Annotated in this window: 15 protein-coding genes and 1 pseudogene; 8 read left to right on the forward strand and 8 right to left on the reverse strand. The window is 71.0% G+C overall.

Going from position 1 to position 15,632, the window contains the following annotated elements; translation table 11 throughout:
• The first annotated feature begins 7 nt into the window (after nucleotides 1-7).
• The 5 genes from folP to ACZ4VA_RS25380 all read left to right on the forward strand — a co-directional run bounded on the left by folP (nucleotide 8) and on the right by ACZ4VA_RS25380 (nucleotide 3,170).
• Nucleotides 8-931 carry a dihydropteroate synthase gene (folP, locus tag ACZ4VA_RS25360; protein ID WP_356237979.1) on the forward strand — a complete coding sequence of 308 codons (924 nt, stop codon included), beginning with the start codon at nucleotides 8-10 and terminating at the stop codon, nucleotides 929-931.
• The gene (locus ACZ4VA_RS25365) at nucleotides 928-1,431 is read left to right on the forward strand and encodes a nuclear transport factor 2 family protein (protein ID WP_355791886.1); all 504 of its coding nucleotides are present in this window, start codon (nucleotides 928-930) and stop codon (nucleotides 1,429-1,431) included. Before folP ends, ACZ4VA_RS25365 begins: the two co-directional genes overlap by 4 nt.
• A 236-nt stretch (nucleotides 1,432-1,667) precedes the next feature.
• Nucleotides 1,668-2,027, forward strand: coding sequence for a dihydroneopterin aldolase (gene folB / locus ACZ4VA_RS25370; RefSeq protein ID WP_355791889.1), 360 nt, complete (start codon nucleotides 1,668-1,670; stop codon nucleotides 2,025-2,027).
• A complete protein-coding gene (gene folK / locus ACZ4VA_RS25375; RefSeq protein WP_356163841.1) occupies nucleotides 2,024-2,635 on the forward strand; it encodes a 2-amino-4-hydroxy-6-hydroxymethyldihydropteridine diphosphokinase in 612 nt (203 codons plus the stop codon). Before folB ends, folK begins: the two co-directional genes overlap by 4 nt.
• Nucleotides 2,636-2,684: 49 nt before the next feature.
• Nucleotides 2,685-3,170, forward strand: coding sequence for a DUF3180 domain-containing protein (locus ACZ4VA_RS25380; protein WP_356163840.1), 486 nt, complete (start codon nucleotides 2,685-2,687; stop codon nucleotides 3,168-3,170).
• Between the two features lie 121 nt (nucleotides 3,171-3,291).
• Here ACZ4VA_RS25380 and folE read toward each other — a convergent pair whose 3' ends face one another.
• The 6 genes from folE to dacB all read right to left on the reverse strand — a co-directional run bounded on the left by folE (nucleotide 3,292) and on the right by dacB (nucleotide 11,134).
• Complete coding sequence (gene folE / locus ACZ4VA_RS25385) at nucleotides 3,292-3,897, reverse strand: GTP cyclohydrolase I FolE (protein WP_121405280.1); 606 nt, start codon at nucleotides 3,895-3,897, stop codon at nucleotides 3,292-3,294.
• Between the two features lie 143 nt (nucleotides 3,898-4,040).
• Nucleotides 4,041-6,068 carry an ATP-dependent zinc metalloprotease FtsH gene (ftsH, locus tag ACZ4VA_RS25390; RefSeq protein WP_355780942.1) on the reverse strand — a complete coding sequence of 676 codons (2,028 nt, stop codon included), beginning with the start codon at nucleotides 6,066-6,068 and terminating at the stop codon, nucleotides 4,041-4,043.
• Nucleotides 6,069-6,267: 199 nt separating this feature from the next.
• Nucleotides 6,268-6,828: a hypoxanthine phosphoribosyltransferase gene (gene hpt / locus ACZ4VA_RS25395; protein ID WP_010986089.1), complete on the reverse strand. Its 561-nt coding sequence runs from the start codon at nucleotides 6,826-6,828 to the stop codon at nucleotides 6,268-6,270.
• A gap of 99 nt (nucleotides 6,829-6,927) precedes the next feature.
• Nucleotides 6,928-8,076, reverse strand: coding sequence for a tRNA lysidine(34) synthetase TilS (tilS, locus tag ACZ4VA_RS25400; RefSeq protein ID WP_468082559.1), 1,149 nt, complete (start codon nucleotides 8,074-8,076; stop codon nucleotides 6,928-6,930).
• A 192-nt stretch (nucleotides 8,077-8,268) separates the two neighbouring features.
• The gene (locus ACZ4VA_RS25405) at nucleotides 8,269-9,393 is read right to left on the reverse strand and encodes a zinc-dependent metalloprotease (RefSeq protein WP_355780950.1); all 1,125 of its coding nucleotides are present in this window, start codon (nucleotides 9,391-9,393) and stop codon (nucleotides 8,269-8,271) included.
• A gap of 184 nt (nucleotides 9,394-9,577) precedes the next feature.
• Nucleotides 9,578-11,134, reverse strand: coding sequence for a D-alanyl-D-alanine carboxypeptidase/D-alanyl-D-alanine endopeptidase (gene dacB, locus ACZ4VA_RS25410; RefSeq protein WP_356163839.1), 1,557 nt, complete (start codon nucleotides 11,132-11,134; stop codon nucleotides 9,578-9,580).
• A 79-nt stretch (nucleotides 11,135-11,213) separates the two neighbouring features.
• Here dacB and ACZ4VA_RS25415 point away from each other — a divergent pair, with 79 nt between their 5' ends.
• Nucleotides 11,214-11,705 carry an inorganic diphosphatase gene (locus ACZ4VA_RS25415; RefSeq protein WP_355780971.1) on the forward strand — a complete coding sequence of 164 codons (492 nt, stop codon included), beginning with the start codon at nucleotides 11,214-11,216 and terminating at the stop codon, nucleotides 11,703-11,705.
• A 161-nt stretch (nucleotides 11,706-11,866) separates the two neighbouring features.
• Complete coding sequence (locus tag ACZ4VA_RS25420; RefSeq protein ID WP_356163838.1) at nucleotides 11,867-13,525, forward strand: threonine/serine exporter family protein; 1,659 nt, start codon at nucleotides 11,867-11,869, stop codon at nucleotides 13,523-13,525.
• A 55-nt stretch (nucleotides 13,526-13,580) separates the two neighbouring features.
• On the opposite strand, the pseudogene ACZ4VA_RS25425 reads toward ACZ4VA_RS25420, so the two are convergent.
• Nucleotides 13,581-14,237: pseudogene (locus ACZ4VA_RS25425) on the reverse strand (DedA family protein); the annotation flags it as partial.
• Nucleotides 14,238-14,378: 141 nt separating this feature from the next.
• Between ACZ4VA_RS25425 and ACZ4VA_RS25430 the strand changes: the two are divergent.
• Nucleotides 14,379-14,747 (forward strand): YbjQ family protein, encoded by a 369-nt coding sequence (locus ACZ4VA_RS25430; protein ID WP_355780959.1) that lies wholly within the window; start codon nucleotides 14,379-14,381, stop codon nucleotides 14,745-14,747.
• 15 nt (nucleotides 14,748-14,762) lie between these two features.
• On the opposite strand, the gene ACZ4VA_RS25435 is transcribed toward ACZ4VA_RS25430, so the two are convergent.
• On the reverse strand, nucleotides 14,763-15,530 hold the full coding sequence (locus ACZ4VA_RS25435) for a MerR family transcriptional regulator (RefSeq protein WP_355780962.1): 768 nt from the start codon (nucleotides 15,528-15,530) through the stop codon (nucleotides 14,763-14,765).
• Between the last annotated feature and the right edge of the window lie 102 nt (nucleotides 15,531-15,632).

Here is a 15,632-nt window from a genome sequence, read left to right on the forward strand (position 1 = left end):
TGGACGCATGAGCACGAAGAGCGGGCGCGGCGAAGTGGCGGGACTGCCGGCATGGGACCGCTGCGCGGTGATGGGGGTCGTCAACGTGACGCCCGACTCCTTCTCCGACGGAGGCCGCTGGTTCGACACGACGGCCGCCGTCAAGCACGGTCTCGGCCTGGTCGCCGAGGGCGCCGACCTGGTGGACGTCGGCGGTGAGTCGACCCGCCCCGGCGCCACCCGCGTCGACGAGGCCGAGGAACTGCGGCGCGTCATCCCGGTCGTGCGCGGACTGGCCTCCGAGGGGGTCACCGTCTCCGTCGACACCATGCGCGCCTCCGTCGCCGAGCGGTCCCTCGCCGCCGGGGCCGCCCTCGTGAACGACGTCAGCGGCGGCCTCGCCGACCCCGCGATGATCCCGGTCGTCGCCGCCGCCGGAGCCCCCTTCGTGGTGATGCACTGGCGCGGCTTCCTCGCGGGCGGCAACGTCAAGGGCTCCTACGAGGACGTCGTCTCCGAGGTCGTCGACGAACTGCACGCGCGCGTGGAGGCCGTCCTGGCGGGCGGCATCGCCCCCGACCGGATCGTCGTCGACCCCGGCCTCGGCTTCTCCAAGGAGGCGGAGCACGACCTGACCCTCCTGGCCCACCTCGACCGGTTGCGCGCCCTCGGCCACCCGCTGCTCGTCGCCGCCTCCCGCAAGCGTTTCCTCGGCCGGGTCCTCGCGGGCCCCGAGGGCGCCCCGCCGCCCGCCCGGGAACGGGACGCCGCCACCGCGGCCGTCTCCGCGCTCGCCGCCCAGCAGGGCGCCTGGGCGGTGCGCGTGCACGAGGTGCGGGCCACCGCCGACGCGGTCCGGGTGGCCCGGGCCGTCGAGGGTGCCCGTGCCGCCGGCACCGCCGCGGCCCAGGTCCCCGGCCCCCGCGAGCTGGACGGGGAAGGAGACCGGTGAACGCCCCGCACATCGACGTCGAGCAGGTCGAGCTCGCCAACACCGCGTACTACGAGGCGATGGAGCGGGGCGACTTCGAGGAGCTGTCCTCCCTGTGGATCACGCCGGCCGACCTCGGCATCGACGAGGACGTCCACGACCCGGCGGACGCCGCGGTCATCTCCTGCGTGCACCCCGGCTGGCCGGTGCTCTTCGGCCGCGGCGAGGTCCTCAGGTCGTACGCGCTGATCATGGCGAACACCGAGTACATCCAGTTCTTCCTCACCGACGTGCACGTCTCCGTCACCGGCGACACCGCTTTGGTGACCTGCACGGAGAACATTCTCAGCGGCGGTCCGCCGCCGGAGGACAGCGACGAACTGGGCCCGCTGGTGGGCCAGCTCGTCGTCGCCACCAACGTGTTCCACCGCACACCCGACGGCTGGAAGCTCTGGTCGCACCACGCCTCGCCCGTCCTGGCCGAATCCGATGACGACGAGGGTGAGGACACACCCGGTTGAGTGGGTAGGCGCGCTCCAGCGGTTGGTTCCACCGGGCCCTGGGTAGGGGCGGCTACCAACCCGTGAGCCGCCGTGTTCCCCATGGGAAACATCCGGTGAAGGCCTGTCCGCCCCACACCGGTGTCCCACCCGTGGCCGAGCGCTGTCGGTGCCCGCAGGTAGATTCACCTGAGGCTGGTGTGCCGACCGCACTCGGTACGCACCCGCCGCTACCGACGATTGCAGGAGTGATTCGCGTGGATCGTGTCGCGCTGCGCGGCCTGAAGGCCCGTGGGAACCACGGCGTCTTCCCCAGGGAGCGCGAAGAGGGCCAGACGTTCATCGTGGACCTGACGCTCGGCCTGGACACCCGGCCGGCCGCGGCCGAGGACGACCTGACGAAGACCGTGCACTACGGCATCGTCGCGGAGGAGGTCGTCGCCGTCGTCGAGGGCGAGCCCGTCGACCTCATCGAGACGCTCGCCGAGCGCATCGCCCAGACATGCCTGAAGCACGAAGCGGTCCAGGAGGTCGAGGTCTGCGTCCACAAGCCGGACGCGCCGATCACCGTCCCCTTCGACGACGTGACCGTCACCATCACCCGGAGCCGAGTATGACCGCCTTCTTCACCGGGGGTCAGAGCGACCCGACCGTCCAGCCGGTGCCGCCCTCCGTCGTCGAGCGGGTGGACGCCGCCGACACGACGCTGAGCAACCCCAAGCGTGCGGTGATCTCCCTCGGCGCGAACCTGGGCAACCGCCTGGAGACCCTCCAGGGAGCCGTCGACGCCCTGGAGGACACCCCGGGCGTCCGCGTCAAAGCGGTCTCCCCGGTCTACGAGACCGAGCCCTGGGGAGTCGCCCCCGGCAGCCAGCCGAGCTACTTCAACGCGGTCGTGGTCCTCAAGACCACCCTGCCGCCCTCGTCCCTGCTGGAGCGCGCGCACGCCGTGGAGGAGGCCTTCAACCGCGTCCGCGACGAGCGCTGGGGGCCGCGCACGATCGACGTGGACATCATCGCGTACGACGGTGTCGTCTCCGACGACCCGGTGCTGACGCTCCCCCACCCGCGGGCCCACGAGCGCGCGTTCGTCCTCGCCCCCTGGCACGACGTGGACCCCGAGGCCCAGTTGCCCGGTCACGGCCCGGTGGCCGGACTTCTCGACGCCGTCACCCGAGACGGTGTGACGCCCCGCGCCGACCTGGAACTCCGGCTGCCCGAGTAGTCGTTAAGGTCAGGACGACCGACCAAGGCCGGCTTACCGAAGGGGCAACGTGAAACAGCTGCGCATCAGGACGCTGGCCGCCGTGTTCGTCGTGGCCGGCGTCCTGTCCTGGGCGGGCGCCCGCCTGTGGAACGCGGTGGGGACCCTCCCCCGGGTCCCGCTGGCCGCCCCCGTCGTCCTCGCCCTGATCGCCGTCGTGCTGCTGGCCACGGCGCTCTCGCTGCGCGGCCGGCTCAAGGCCCAGCGCGAGCGCCGCCCCGGCGCCAAGGGCGTCGACCCACTGATGGCGGCCCGCGCGGTCGTCTTCGGTCAGGCGAGCGCCCTGGTGGCCGCCCTGGTCTCCGGGATGTACGGCGGCACGGGCGTCTTCCTGCTCGAATCCCTGGAGGTCCCCGCCCGCCGCGACCAGGCGATCTACGCGGGCTTCTCCGTCGTCGCCGGGATCGGCGTGATAGCGGCCGCCTTCTTCCTGGAGCGCGTCTGCAAGCTCCCGGAGGACGACGACGAGAACGGCGGGACGGCCCCGGCCGCCTAGGCAGTTCCCGACCCCGAACCTGTCGTCCCGCCTGTCCGGGCCCCCACGGACCGGACAGACGGCGGACGGCCGGACAGGCGGCGAATGGCCGGTCGGCGGCCGATGTGCGGTCGGCCGGGCTTCAGCGGGCCATGATCAGGCTCATCGCCTCGTTGCGGGTGGCCGGGTCACGGAGCTGTCCCCGCACCGCCGAGGTGATGGTCTTGGCCCCCGGCTTGCGCACACCCCGCATGGACATGCACATGTGCTCGCACTCCACGACGACGATCACCCCGCGCGGCTCCAGGATCTCCATCAGCGAGTCCGCGACCTGCGTCGTCAGCCGCTCCTGCACCTGCGGGCGGCGTGCGTAGACGTCCACCAGCCGGGCCAGCTTCGACAGGCCCGTGATCTTGCCGTCCACGGACGGGATGTACCCGACGTGGGCCACCCCGACGAACGGCACGAGGTGGTGCTCGCAGGAGCTGAGCACCTCGATGTCCTTCACCAGGACCATCTCGTCGTGCCCCAGGTCGAACGTCGTCGTGAGCACGTCCTCGGGCTTCTGCCACAGTCCCGCGAATATCTCCCGGTAGGCCCGGGCGACCCGCCCCGGCGTCTCGCGCAGGCCCTCGCGGTCCGGGTCCTCGCCGACCGCGATCAACAGCTCGCGCACGGCGTTCTCGGCGCGCTTCTCGTCGAACACGCCGATCGCGCCCTCGCCGTCCAGCGTCACGGGGTCGGTCATCTGTTCCTCGTTCCTTGGCCTCTCACGCGTGACAGTCGACGCGTCGGACATCCGGGCATAAGAAATGCCGTACCCCCCAGGCTAGAACCAGGGGGGCACGGCATCCATTCCGGGCCTGGTGAGAGCTCCGGGAGCCGTAACGATCAGCTCTCGGGGCGCTCCTCCGGGGCGGTCTCCGTCGAGGGGACGGACTCCGTCGCGCTGGCGATCGTGGCCGAGGCCCCGTTCGCCCCGTTCGTCAGCGACAGCTCCTTGGGGGAGAGCACCGGCGGGCGGGTGGACGGCGTGCGCCGGGAGGAACCGGTCCACGCGGGGCGGGCCGGACGCTTGACGATCGGAGCGAAGATCTCGGCGATCTGCTCCTTGCCCAGCGTCTCCTTCTCCAGCAGCTGAAGCACCAGGTTGTCGAGGACGTCGCGGTTCTCGACCAGGATCTCCCAGGCCTCGTTGTGCGCGTTCTCGATGAGCTTCTTGACCTCTTCGTCGACGAGCGCGGCGACCTCTTCCGAGTAGTCGCGCTGGTGCGCCATCTCCCGGCCGAGGAACGGCTCGGTGTTGTCGCCGCCGAACTTGATCGCGCCCAGACGCTCGGTCATGCCGTACTGCGTGACCATCGCGCGGGCCGTCGCGGTGGCCTTCTCGATGTCGTTCGCCGCGCCCGTGGTCGGGTCGTGGAAGACCAGCTCCTCCGCGGCGCGGCCGCCCAGCATGTACGCGAGCTGGTCGAGCATCTCGTTGCGCGTGGTGGAGTACTTGTCCTCGTCCGGCAGGACCATCGTGTAACCGAGGGCCCGGCCGCGCGACAGGATGGTGATCTTGTGCACCGGGTCGGAGTTCGGAGACGCCGCCGCGACCAGGGCGTGACCGCCCTCGTGGTACGCGGTGATCTTCTTCTCCTTGTCCGACATGATCCGGGTCCGCTTCTGCGGGCCCGCGACCACACGGTCGATCGCCTCGTCGAGCATGTTGTTGTCGATCAGCTTCTGGTTGCTGCGCGCGGTGAGGAGCGCGGCCTCGTTCAGCACGTTCGCCAGGTCCGCACCGGTGAAGCCCGGGGTGCGGCGCGCGACGGCCGACAGATCGACGTCCGGGGCGACCGGCTTGCCCTTCTGGTGGACCTTGAGGATCTCCAGACGGCCCTGCATGTCCGGGCGGTCGACCGCGATCTGGCGGTCGAAACGGCCGGGACGCAGCAGCGCCGGGTCGAGGATGTCGGGCCGGTTCGTCGCGGCGATGAGGATCACGCCGCCCTTGACGTCGAAGCCGTCCATCTCGACGAGCAGCTGGTTCAGCGTCTGCTCGCGCTCGTCGTGACCGCCGCCGAGGCCGGCGCCGCGATGGCGGCCGACCGCGTCGATCTCGTCGACGAAGACGATCGCCGGGGCGTTCGCCTTGGCCTGCTCGAACAGGTCACGGACCCGGGAGGCACCGACACCGACGAACATCTCGACGAAGTCGGAACCCGAGATCGAGTAGAAGGGCACGCCCGCCTCACCCGCGACGGCGCGGGCGAGCAGCGTCTTGCCGGTTCCAGGAGGCCCGTAGAGGAGCACGCCCTTGGGGATCTTCGCCCCGACGGCCTGGAACTTCGCCGGCTCCTGGAGGAACTCCTTGATCTCGTGGAGTTCCTCGACCGCCTCGTCCGAGCCCGCGACGTCCGAGAACGTCGTCTTCGGGGTGTCCTTGGTGATGAGCTTCGCCTTGGACTTCCCGAAGTTCATGACCCGGGAGCCGCCGCCCTGCATCTGGTTCATCAGGAACAGGAAGACGACGACGATGAGTACGAAGGGAAGCAGGGACAGCAGGATGCCGACGAACGGGTTCTGCTTGGACGGCGAGACGGTGTAGCCGTCCGGAATCTGCTTGTTCTGGTATTTGTCCTGAAGGGTGCCGGCGAGGCTCACGCCCTGGTCGCCGATGTAGCTCGCCTGGATCTTCGAGCTGCCGTCGACCTTTTCGCCGTCCTTGAGCGAGACCTTGATGACCTGCTCGTCGCCGGTGGTGATCTTGGCCGACTCGACCTTGTTCTCATTGATCGCTCGGACGACCTGGCCGGTGTCCACTGTCTTATAGCCGCCGGACGAGCCGACGACCTGCATCAACACGACCACGGCAAGGACGGCCAGCACGATCCACATGACCGGCCCACGGAAGTATCGCTTCACGTCCATCCATACGGAGCGGAGCCGCCCCGTCCCTCCTGCCATAGTGAGTTTGACAAAGACTTGTAAAGACTGTTCTTCGGACGGTACCCCAGCATTGTCACCCGAAGACGCAGGGGACGACTGACAATCCCGTCCACGCATGCTCCAACGCCGTGAAACCCGCTGGGGTTCCCGATCGTCTTACGAAGACCGGTGGCCCGCTCGCTCAGCCGCCGTAGACATGGGGCGCGAGCGTACCCACGAACGGGAGATTGCGGTACTTCTCGGCGTAGTCGAGGCCGTAGCCGATCACGAACTCGTTCGGGATGTCGAAGCCGACCCACTCCACGTCGATCGCGACCTTGGCCGCCTCCGGCTTGCGCAGCAGCGTGCACACCTTGAGGGAGGCCGGCTCGCGGGAGCCGAGGTTGGAGATCAGCCAGGACAGGGTCAGTCCCGAGTCGATGATGTCCTCGACGATCAGGACGTGCTTGCCCTTGATGTCGGTGTCGAGGTCCTTGAGGATCCGCACCACACCGGAGGACTGGGTGCCCGCGCCGTACGAGGACACGGCCATCCAGTCCATCGTGACGGGGGTGGACAGCGCACGCGCCAGGTCCGCCATGACCATCACCGCGCCCTTGAGCACTCCGACGATCAGCAGGTCCTTGCCCGCGTACTCCGCGTCGATCTTCGCGGCCAGCTCGGCCAGCTTCGCGTCGATCTCTTCCTTGGTGATGAGCACCGACTTGAGGTCGGTGCCCATGTCTTTCGCGTCCACCCGCATCACTTTCGGTCGTCCGTCCCAACGGCCGCTCGGACCGCCCACACCCCGCGTAAGCGGTCCCCAGGAGCCATTGGAGCGGCCCCGGCGGAGGGTCCGGTTTCAGCCTTGCCGGATCACCAGTCTGCCACCCTGCCGACGGGCGACGACTTTGCCCGGGAGATTGATGGCCCCCTGACCGCGCCATCCGGTGATCAGCCGGTCCATCTCCTCGACGTGCCGGGCGAAGAGCGAACCGGCGGGTGCGCCCGCCTCGATGGCGGCACGGCGCAGGATGCGGCGGCGTACGGCGGGCGGCAGGGCGTAGAGCTTGGCGCACTCCAGGAGGCCGGAGGCGTCGCGTACGGAGGCCTCGGCCTGGCGGGCCCAGGAGTCGAGGGCGTCGGCGTCGTCGCGCGAGAGCTGGGCCGTACGGGCGAGCGCCTCGACGACTCCTTTGCCGAGCGCCTTCTCCAGCGCGGGCAGGCCCTCGTGGCGCAGCCGGGAGCGCGTGTAGGCGGGGTCGGCGTTGTGCGGGTCGTCCCAGACCGGGAGCGACTGGACCATGCAGGCCTTGCGGGCGGTCTGCCGGTCGAGGTGCAGGAAGGGGCGCCGGTAACGGCCGTCGGCCCCCGAGACCGCGGCCATTCCGGACAGGGAGCGGATGCCGGAGCCGCGGGCGAGGCCGAGCAGGACGGTCTCGGCCTGGTCGTCGCGGGTGTGGCCGAGCAGGACCGCGGCGGCCCCGTGGCGTTCGGCGGCGGCGTCCAGGGCGGCGTACCGGGCGTCGCGGGCGGCCGCTTCGGGCCCGCCCTCGCGGCCGACGGTGACGGCGACGGACTCCGCGGGGCCGAGGCCGAGCTCGGTCAGGCGCAGGACGACCTCGTCGGCGCGCAGGTCGGAGCCGGGCTGCAGTCCGTGGTCGACGGTGATGCCGCCGGCGCGGATGCCGAGTCTGGGGGCCTCGAAGGCGAGGGCGGAGGCGAGCGCCATGGAGTCGGCGCCGCCGGAGCACGCGACGAGGACGAGGGGCGGCTGCTGTTCGTGCGGGGTGTCCGGGGACGCGCCGGTGGTGCGCCCGCGCCGGGATGCGGGGGCCGGTACGCGCTCGCCGGTGACGGCGGGGCGTACGGCGGTGGTTGCGGGCGCGCACCCGGCGCAGGAGGCGGGCGTACGCCCGGCGCCCGGGGAGGGTGTGTGCTCGGTGAGGATGTCGTGGAGTACGCGGCGAACCGCCAGGCGTATCGCCGCGACCGCAGGATGGGGACCCATGTCCGGTTCCCTTCATGAAGTTTTCGGGGGGTGAACCCGGTGTCGGTCACTCAGAGTGTGTAGATGGTGACAGAACCGGGCCGTTCCCCGAGCATTGCACGCCTACTCATGCCCCACGGTCCCTCGGACGGGTGATTGAAGGGGCGTTCACCTGCCGTCGGCCGGATTCGTCTCACGACCCCGCAAGGCGCTTCACGACTCCGGTTTGCGGTGCACCCGAGTGACCCAGTCCGCCGGTTTGGAGATCTCCGCCTTGGTCGGGAGGGTGTTCGGGGAGGTCCACACACGGTTGAAGCCGTCCATGCCCACCTCGTCGACCACGGCGCGCACGAACCGCTCGCCGTCGCGGTACTGCCTGAGTTTGGCGTCCAGGCCGAGCAGCTTGCGCAGGGCCAGGTCCAGGCGGGAGGCGCCCTTGGCCCGGCGCTGCTGGAACTTCTCGCGGATCTCGGCGACGGACGGGACGACGGCGGGGCCGACGCCGTCCATGACGAAGTCGGCGTGACCTTCGAGCAGGGACATCACGGCGGTGAGGCGGCCGAGGATCTCTCGCTGGGCCGGCGTCTGCACCAGTTCCACGAGGGACCGGCCGTCCTCGCCCTCCTCGCCCTCGGGGCGCCCGCCCGCGAGGGACTGGGCGGCCTCCCTGATCCGCTCCAGGACCGTCATGGGGTCGACCTCGGTCTCCGCCAAGAAAGACTGGATTTCGCCCTCGAGGTGGTCGCGCAGCCAGGGCACGGCCGTGAACTGGGTGCGGTGGGTCTCCTCGTGCAGGCAGACCCACAGCCGGAAGTCGTGGGGCTGGACGTCGAGTTCCCGCTCGACGTGCACGATGTTGGGGGCGACCAGCAGGAGCCTGCCGCCGCCGTTCCCCCCGGCCGGGAGGTCGCGCGTCGCCGGGGCGAAGGTCTCGTACTGCCCGAGGACCCGCGAGGACAGGAACGACAGGAGCATGCCCAGCTCGACGCCGGTCACCTTGCCGCCGACGGCGCCGAAGACGGCTCCGCCCGGCGAACTGCCGCGCCGCTCCTGCATCTTGTCGAGAAGCGGCTTGAGGAGTTCCCGGAATCCGGCGACGTTCGCCCGGACCCAGCCGGGGCGGTCGACGACGAGCACGGGGGTGTCGTGCACCCCGTCCTCACCCAGACGAGTGAATCCCCGGACGTGCTCCTCCGAGGCCTTCGCGTGCCGCCGCAGCTCCGCGACGACGGCCCGGGCCTCGTCGCGGCTCACCTCGGGGCCCGGCCTCACGAGCCGGGTCGCGGTCGCCACCGCGAGATTCCAGTCGACCATCTCGGCACCACCGATGCTCGTCATGCGTCAACCGTACGTGAGGGCGTCCGGCCGCGGTGAGGGGTGAGACGCCGGGTGTGCGTCCCGCGTGGGGCCGGCGGGGCGGCCGGTGGCCCCGGGACGGCTGGGGCGAAGCGGCTTCCGGACACCCCGTGGCGCCTGCCCGGCATGGTCGTCACGCCCGTTCGCGGGCGCCGCCGGACGGGTCTCAGCGGCAGCCGCACGCCGCCAGCGCGGACGCGGTGCGGTCCAGGGCCGTCTGGGCGGTGGTGCGGTCCGTGGTGCCGTCGGCGAGGAAGGCGAAGGCCAGCAGCCTGCCGTCGGTGTCGACCACCGTGCCGGCCAGGGCGTTGACGCCCGTCAGCGTGCCGGTCTTGGCACGTACGACGCCGGTGGCCGACCGGACCGCGCCGTCGGCGTAGCGCTGGCTGAGGGTGCCCGTGAATCCCGCGACGGGAAGTCCGGTGAGGGCGGGGCGCAGTTCGGGGTGGGCGGGGTCACCGGCCTTGGCCAGCAGGGCGGTCAGCAGGTCGGCCGAGAGCTTGTCCGAACGATTCAGGCCACTTCCGTCCGCGAAAACGGCGCCCTTCAGCGGAATGTCCAGTTTCTTCAGCTGGGCGCGGATCGCGGTCGCGCCGCCCGCGAAGCTCGCCGGTTCGCCCGCGGCGAGGGCCGTCTGCCGGGCGAGGGCCTCGGCGATGTCGTTGTCGCTGTTGGTGAGCATCCGCTCGACGAGGGCGGACAGCGGCGGGGACTGGACCTCGGCGAGGGGCTTCGAGCGGCCGGTGGCCTTGGAGGGGCCGGGGGACGTCGTCCTGATGCCCTCGTCCTTCAGGAGTTCGGCGAACTTCCGGGCGGCGTCGGCCGCCGGGTCGGGGCTGCGCCCCGCGGCGCCGCTGGTGGAGTCGTCGAGGCGGCCCTCGTCGACCATCAGCGGGGTGACCTGCGCGATGTTGCCCTCGACCCCGGCGGGCGGCTGCCCCGGGCCCGCGTACAGCGAGGTGTCGTAGGAGAGCGTGACCTCGTCCAGCTTGCGCGCCTCCAGGGCGCGGGCGGTGCGGGCGGCCAGGGTGCGCAGGCTCGCCCAGTCCCCGTCGCGCTTCTTCCGGGCGGTCAGGGTCGGGTCGCCGCCGCCCACGAGCACGACCTCGCCGGTGTCCGGCTCCAGGGCGGCGCGGGTGGTGATGCGGTGGTCGGCGCCGGCCGCGGTGAGGGCGGCGACGGCGGTGGCGATCTTCGTGGTGGAGGCCGGGGTCAGCGCGTCGGCGGAGCCCGTGCCGTACAGCCGTCTGCCGGTCGCGAGGTCCACGACGGCGGCCGAGTGCCGCGTGCCGAGCGACGGATCCTTCAGGAGCGGGTCCAGGACGTCCGCGAGGGCCTTCTCGGCGGGCACGGGCGCCGAGACGGTGGCGCCGCCGAGGCCCGCCAGGACGGACGCGGCGCTGGGCGCGGGGCGGGGTCCGCCCGCCGCCGCTCCCGGATCACGGCCGTGATCTGCGCCACCCTGTCCGGGCCGCGATGCGGCCCAGTCGCGCTCCGCCGTACGCTGACCCGAGGAGTCCCAGGGACCGGCGGCGGTCGCCACCGCGGCCGCGAGCGCCAGGCCCACGGTGGCGGAGACGGCTGTGAGCTGCAGAGTCGTCACCTTCACGGGGCGCGGCCGGACGGCTCGGGTGACCCGCACGACGTGCGGTTTCACGGTCCGCGCGACCCGCACCACGTGCGGTCTCGCGGCCCGCCAGGCCCTCAGCTCTGGCACGACCACCAGCCCCTTTCGCGATCACACACCTGCGTGAGGGACACTTAACCACCAGAACTATGTGCTGATCATGGAGGAGCCACCGGTGGAGTTCGACGTCACGATCGAGATTCCGAAGGGTTCGCGGAACAAGTACGAGGTGGACCACGAGACCGGTCGGATCCGCCTGGACCGTCGACTCTTCACCTCGACCAGCTACCCGGCCGACTACGGCTTCGTCGAGAACACCCTCGGCGAGGACGGCGACCCGCTGGACGCGCTGGTCATCCTGGACGAGCCGACCTTCCCGGGCTGCCTCATCCAGTGCCGCACGATCGGCATGTTCCGCATGACCGACGAGGCCGGCGGCGACGACAAGCTGCTGTGCGTCCCGGCGCACGACCCGCGCGTGGAGCACCTGCGGGACATCCACCACGTGTCGGAGTTCGACCGCCTGGAGATCCAGCACTTCTTCGAGGTCTACAAGGACCTGGAGCCCGGCAAGTCCGTCGAGGGCGCCAACTGGGTCGGCCGCACCGACGCCGAGGCCGAGATCGAGCGTTCCTACAAGCGCTTCAAGGAGTCGGGCGGTCACTGACCTGCCTCTTCTCATCGTCCGGGCCGTGCGACCCTGTTCAGGGCCGCACGGCCCGTTCGCGTATCCGTACGCATACTGAGGCCTACGGAAGGTACGCGTGAGGCGTACGGGACGTACGCATACGACGTACGCGCACGGCACGGAAGGCAAGGCGGCAGTTGGTGGCGGACCCGGAGGCGGAAGACCGCAAACCGCAGTCGGACGAGGCGAGGAGCGCGTTCGCCCCGCCGGCCGGGGTGGTGGCGCCGCAGGCCCCGGTGGTCGAGGACGAGTCGTCGACGACGTCGGAGTTCGCCCTCCCCAAGGGCCTCGACGCCCCGCACACGGTTCCCGGCGACACCGAGGGTTCGGCGTTCAGCACCCCGCGCACCTACAGCGCCCAGCACGCGCCGCCCGCCTTCACCCCGCCGGGCGGCATGCCGGTGGTCCGGCTGACCAAGGACGCGCCCTGGCAGGACCGCATGCGCACGATGCTGCGGATGCCGGTGACCGAGCGTCCGGCGCCCGAGCCCGTGCAGAAGGAGGACGAGGCCGGTCCGGCCGTCCCGCGCGTGCTCGACCTGACGCTGCGTATCGGCGAGCTGCTGCTGGCGGGCGGCGAGGGCGCCGAGGACGTCGAGGCGGCGATGTTCGCGGTCTGCCGCTCGTACGGGCTCGACCGCTGCGAACCGAACGTCACGTTCACCCTGTTGTCGATCTCGTACCAGCCGTCCCTCGTGGACGACCCGGTGACGGCCTCGCGGACGGTACGGCGCCGCGGCACCGACTACACCCGTCTCGCGGCCGTGTACCGGCTCGTGGACGACCTCAGCGACGCGGAGACCGCGATCTCCCTGGAGGAGGCCTACGGCCGCCTCGCGGAGATCCGCCGCAACCGCCACCCGTACCCGGGATGGGTGCTCACCGCGGCGGGCGGGCTCCTCGCGGGAGCGGCCTCGGTGCTCGTCGGCGGTGACGTCTTCGTGTTCGTCGCGGCGGCGCTCGGCGCGATGCTGGGCGACCGGCTGGCGTGGCTGTGCGCGGGGCGCGGACTGCCGGAGTTCTACCAGTTCACGGTGGCCGCGATGCCGCCCGCCGCGATCGGGGTGGCGCTCCAGCTGTCCGGGGCAGGGGTCAAGGCGTCCGCCGTGATCACCGGTGGACTGTTCGCCCTGCTGCCGGGAAGAGCGCTGGTCGCGGGCGTCCAGGACGGTCTGACCGGCTTCTACATCACCGCGTCGGCGCGCCTGCTGGAGGTCATGTACTTCTTCGTCGGCATCGTCACGGGTGTGCTGCTGATCCTGTACTTCGGGGTGAAGCTGGGCGCCGGGCTCAATCCGGACCAGGCCCTCGGCGTCTCCGAGCGGCCGGTGCTCCAGCTCGTCGCCTCGATGCTGCTGTCGCTCACCTTCGCGGTGCTGCTCCAGCAGGAGCGCTCCACCGTGCTGGCGGTGACCCTCAACGGGGGCGTGGCCTGGGCGGTGTACGGCGCGATGCACTACGTCGGCGACATCTCGCCGGTCGCCTCCACCGCCGTGGCGGCCGGTCTGGTCGGTCTGTTCGGGCAGCTGCTGTCCCGCTACCGGTTCGCGTCGGCGCTGCCGTACACGACGGCCGCGATCGGGCCGCTGCTGCCCGGTTCGGCCACGTACTTCGGGCTGCTGGCCATCGCGCAGAACGACGTCGACAAGGGGCTGGTGTCGCTGACCAAGGCGGCGGCGCTGGCGATGGCCATCGCCATCGGGGTGAACCTGGGCTCCGAGATCTCCCGGCTGTTCCTGCGGATGCCGGGCGGGGACGCCGCGGGCCGCCGCGCGGCCAAGCGGACACGCGGCTTCTGACGGCTCCCGCCCACCGGGGCGGACGCTAGCGCTTGGCGTGGCGCCCGCGCTGGCCCGGAGGGGTCGACGCGGGCGAGGCGGCGGCCGCCTTCTTGTTCTTGCCGCGGGCGCGCAGGTACTCGACGGCGATCGGGACCACCGAGACGAGGACGATCAGGATCAGGATCGCCTCGATGTTCTTGTGCACGAACTCGATGTTGCCGAGCCAGGAGCCGAGCAGCGTGACGCCCGCGCCCCAGAGCACGCCGCCGATGACGTTGAACGTGATGAACGAGCGGTACCGCATGCCGCTGACGCCGGCGATGATCGGCGTGAACGTGCGCACGATGGGCACGAAGCGGGCCAGGACCAGGGACTTCGGGCCGTACTTCTCGAAGAACTCGTGGGCCTTGATCACGTTCTCCTGCTTGAAGAGGCGGGAGTCCGGGCGGGTGAAGAGCGAGGGGCCGACCTTCTTGCCGAAGAGGTAACCCGCCTGGTCGCCGGCGATCGCGGCGACGCAGATCAGCACGACGGCCAGCCACAGCGGGAAGTCCAGCTGGTGCGAGGCGATCAGCAGGCCGCAGGTGAACAGCAGCGAGTCGCCCGGCAGGAAGAAGCCGATGAGCAGGCCGGACTCGGCGAAGACGATGAGCAGCAGGCCCCAGATGCCGAAATTGTCCAGGAGCGTGTTCGGATCCAGCCAGCTTGGTCCAAGGGCAAGCGTCGTCACGGTTCCGGGCTCCTGGGGGTGAAGGAAGGGTTCGGCTGTGGTGTCAGGCCGACCCAAAGCTATCAACGTCGCGTGTCCACGCCAGGTTCCACCGGGGTCCCCGGGATGCACTGTGCCCCGACTGGGACAAAGCTGAGAGCCATGGGTATCGAAGACTACGGCGGCGGCACCGGGCCCCGGCCCGACGTGCTGGTCGTCACGACGAACGACGTCCCGGGTCATCGCGTCGAGCGGGTCATCGGGGAGGTGTTCGGCCTCACCGTGCGCTCCCGGCACCTGGGCAGCCAGATCGGCGCGGGCCTGAAGTCGATGATCGGCGGTGAGCTCAAGGGCCTCACCAAGACGCTGGTGGAGACCCGCAACCAGGCCATGGAGCGGCTCGTCGAGCAGGCCCGCGCACGGGGCGCCAACGGCGTGCTGATGTTCCGCTTCGACGTCTCGGAGGCCGCCGACGTCGGCACGGAGGTGTGCGCGTACGGGACGGCGGTGGTCCTGGCCCGGGAGGAGTGAGCCCGGGCCAGGCGCTCAGGAGTTCCGCTCGGCGTTCGCCGCGATCGCGTCCCGCAGGTGCTCGGCGAGACCCGGCCGCATGGAGTCGTAGAACTCCTTGAACCGCTCGTCGGAGACGTACATCTCGCCGAGCCCCCGGTGCGTCTCGTACGGGCACGGGTAGAACCACTCGGCGATGTGCAGGCGGTGCTCCTCGGCCAGGTCCATGGCCGGGCCCCCGGACGGGGGTTCGCCCGCCGCCATGAGGGCGCCGTAGCGCTCGCCCCAGGAGGCGACCTCGGCCTGCATCCGCTTCCAGTCCTCCTTGGTGTAGCGGGCCGCGCGGCGCTGCGACTCGGCGTACGCCTCCGTGCCGCCCCAGCGCCGCTCGGCCTCCTCGGCGTGCTCCTCGGGGTCCTTGTCCCCGAAGACCTCGAACTTCTCCTCGGGTGTGAGATCGATGCCCATCGTGCGTGCCTCCATGGCGTGTTCCACGGCCGCGGCCATCTTCCGCAGCTTCTCGATCCGGGCGGTCAGCAGTTCGTGCTGGCGGCGCAGGTGCGCGCGCGGGTCCGCTTTTCCGGTGGCCAGATCGTCGAGCAGGACCGCGACCTGGTCGAGCGGGAAGCCGAGCTCCCGGTAGAACAGGATCTGCTGGAGCCGGTCGAGGTCGGCGTCGCCGTACCGGCGGTGCCCCGCGCGGCTGCGCTCGCTCGGCACGAGCAGGCCGATCTCGTCGTAGTGGTGCAGCGTGCGCACCGTGACGCCCGCGAAACCGGCGACCCGGCCCACTGAGTAGCTCAACCTTCCGCTCCCTTCTGGGTACGCCCCTCAGCCTGGCCCCTGACGCGACGTGAGGTGCAAGCCGGAATTCCTCGGGATGTTATGCGGCTTTTGCCCACTTAA

Source organism: Streptomyces sp. NPDC028308, from assembly GCF_055565855.1.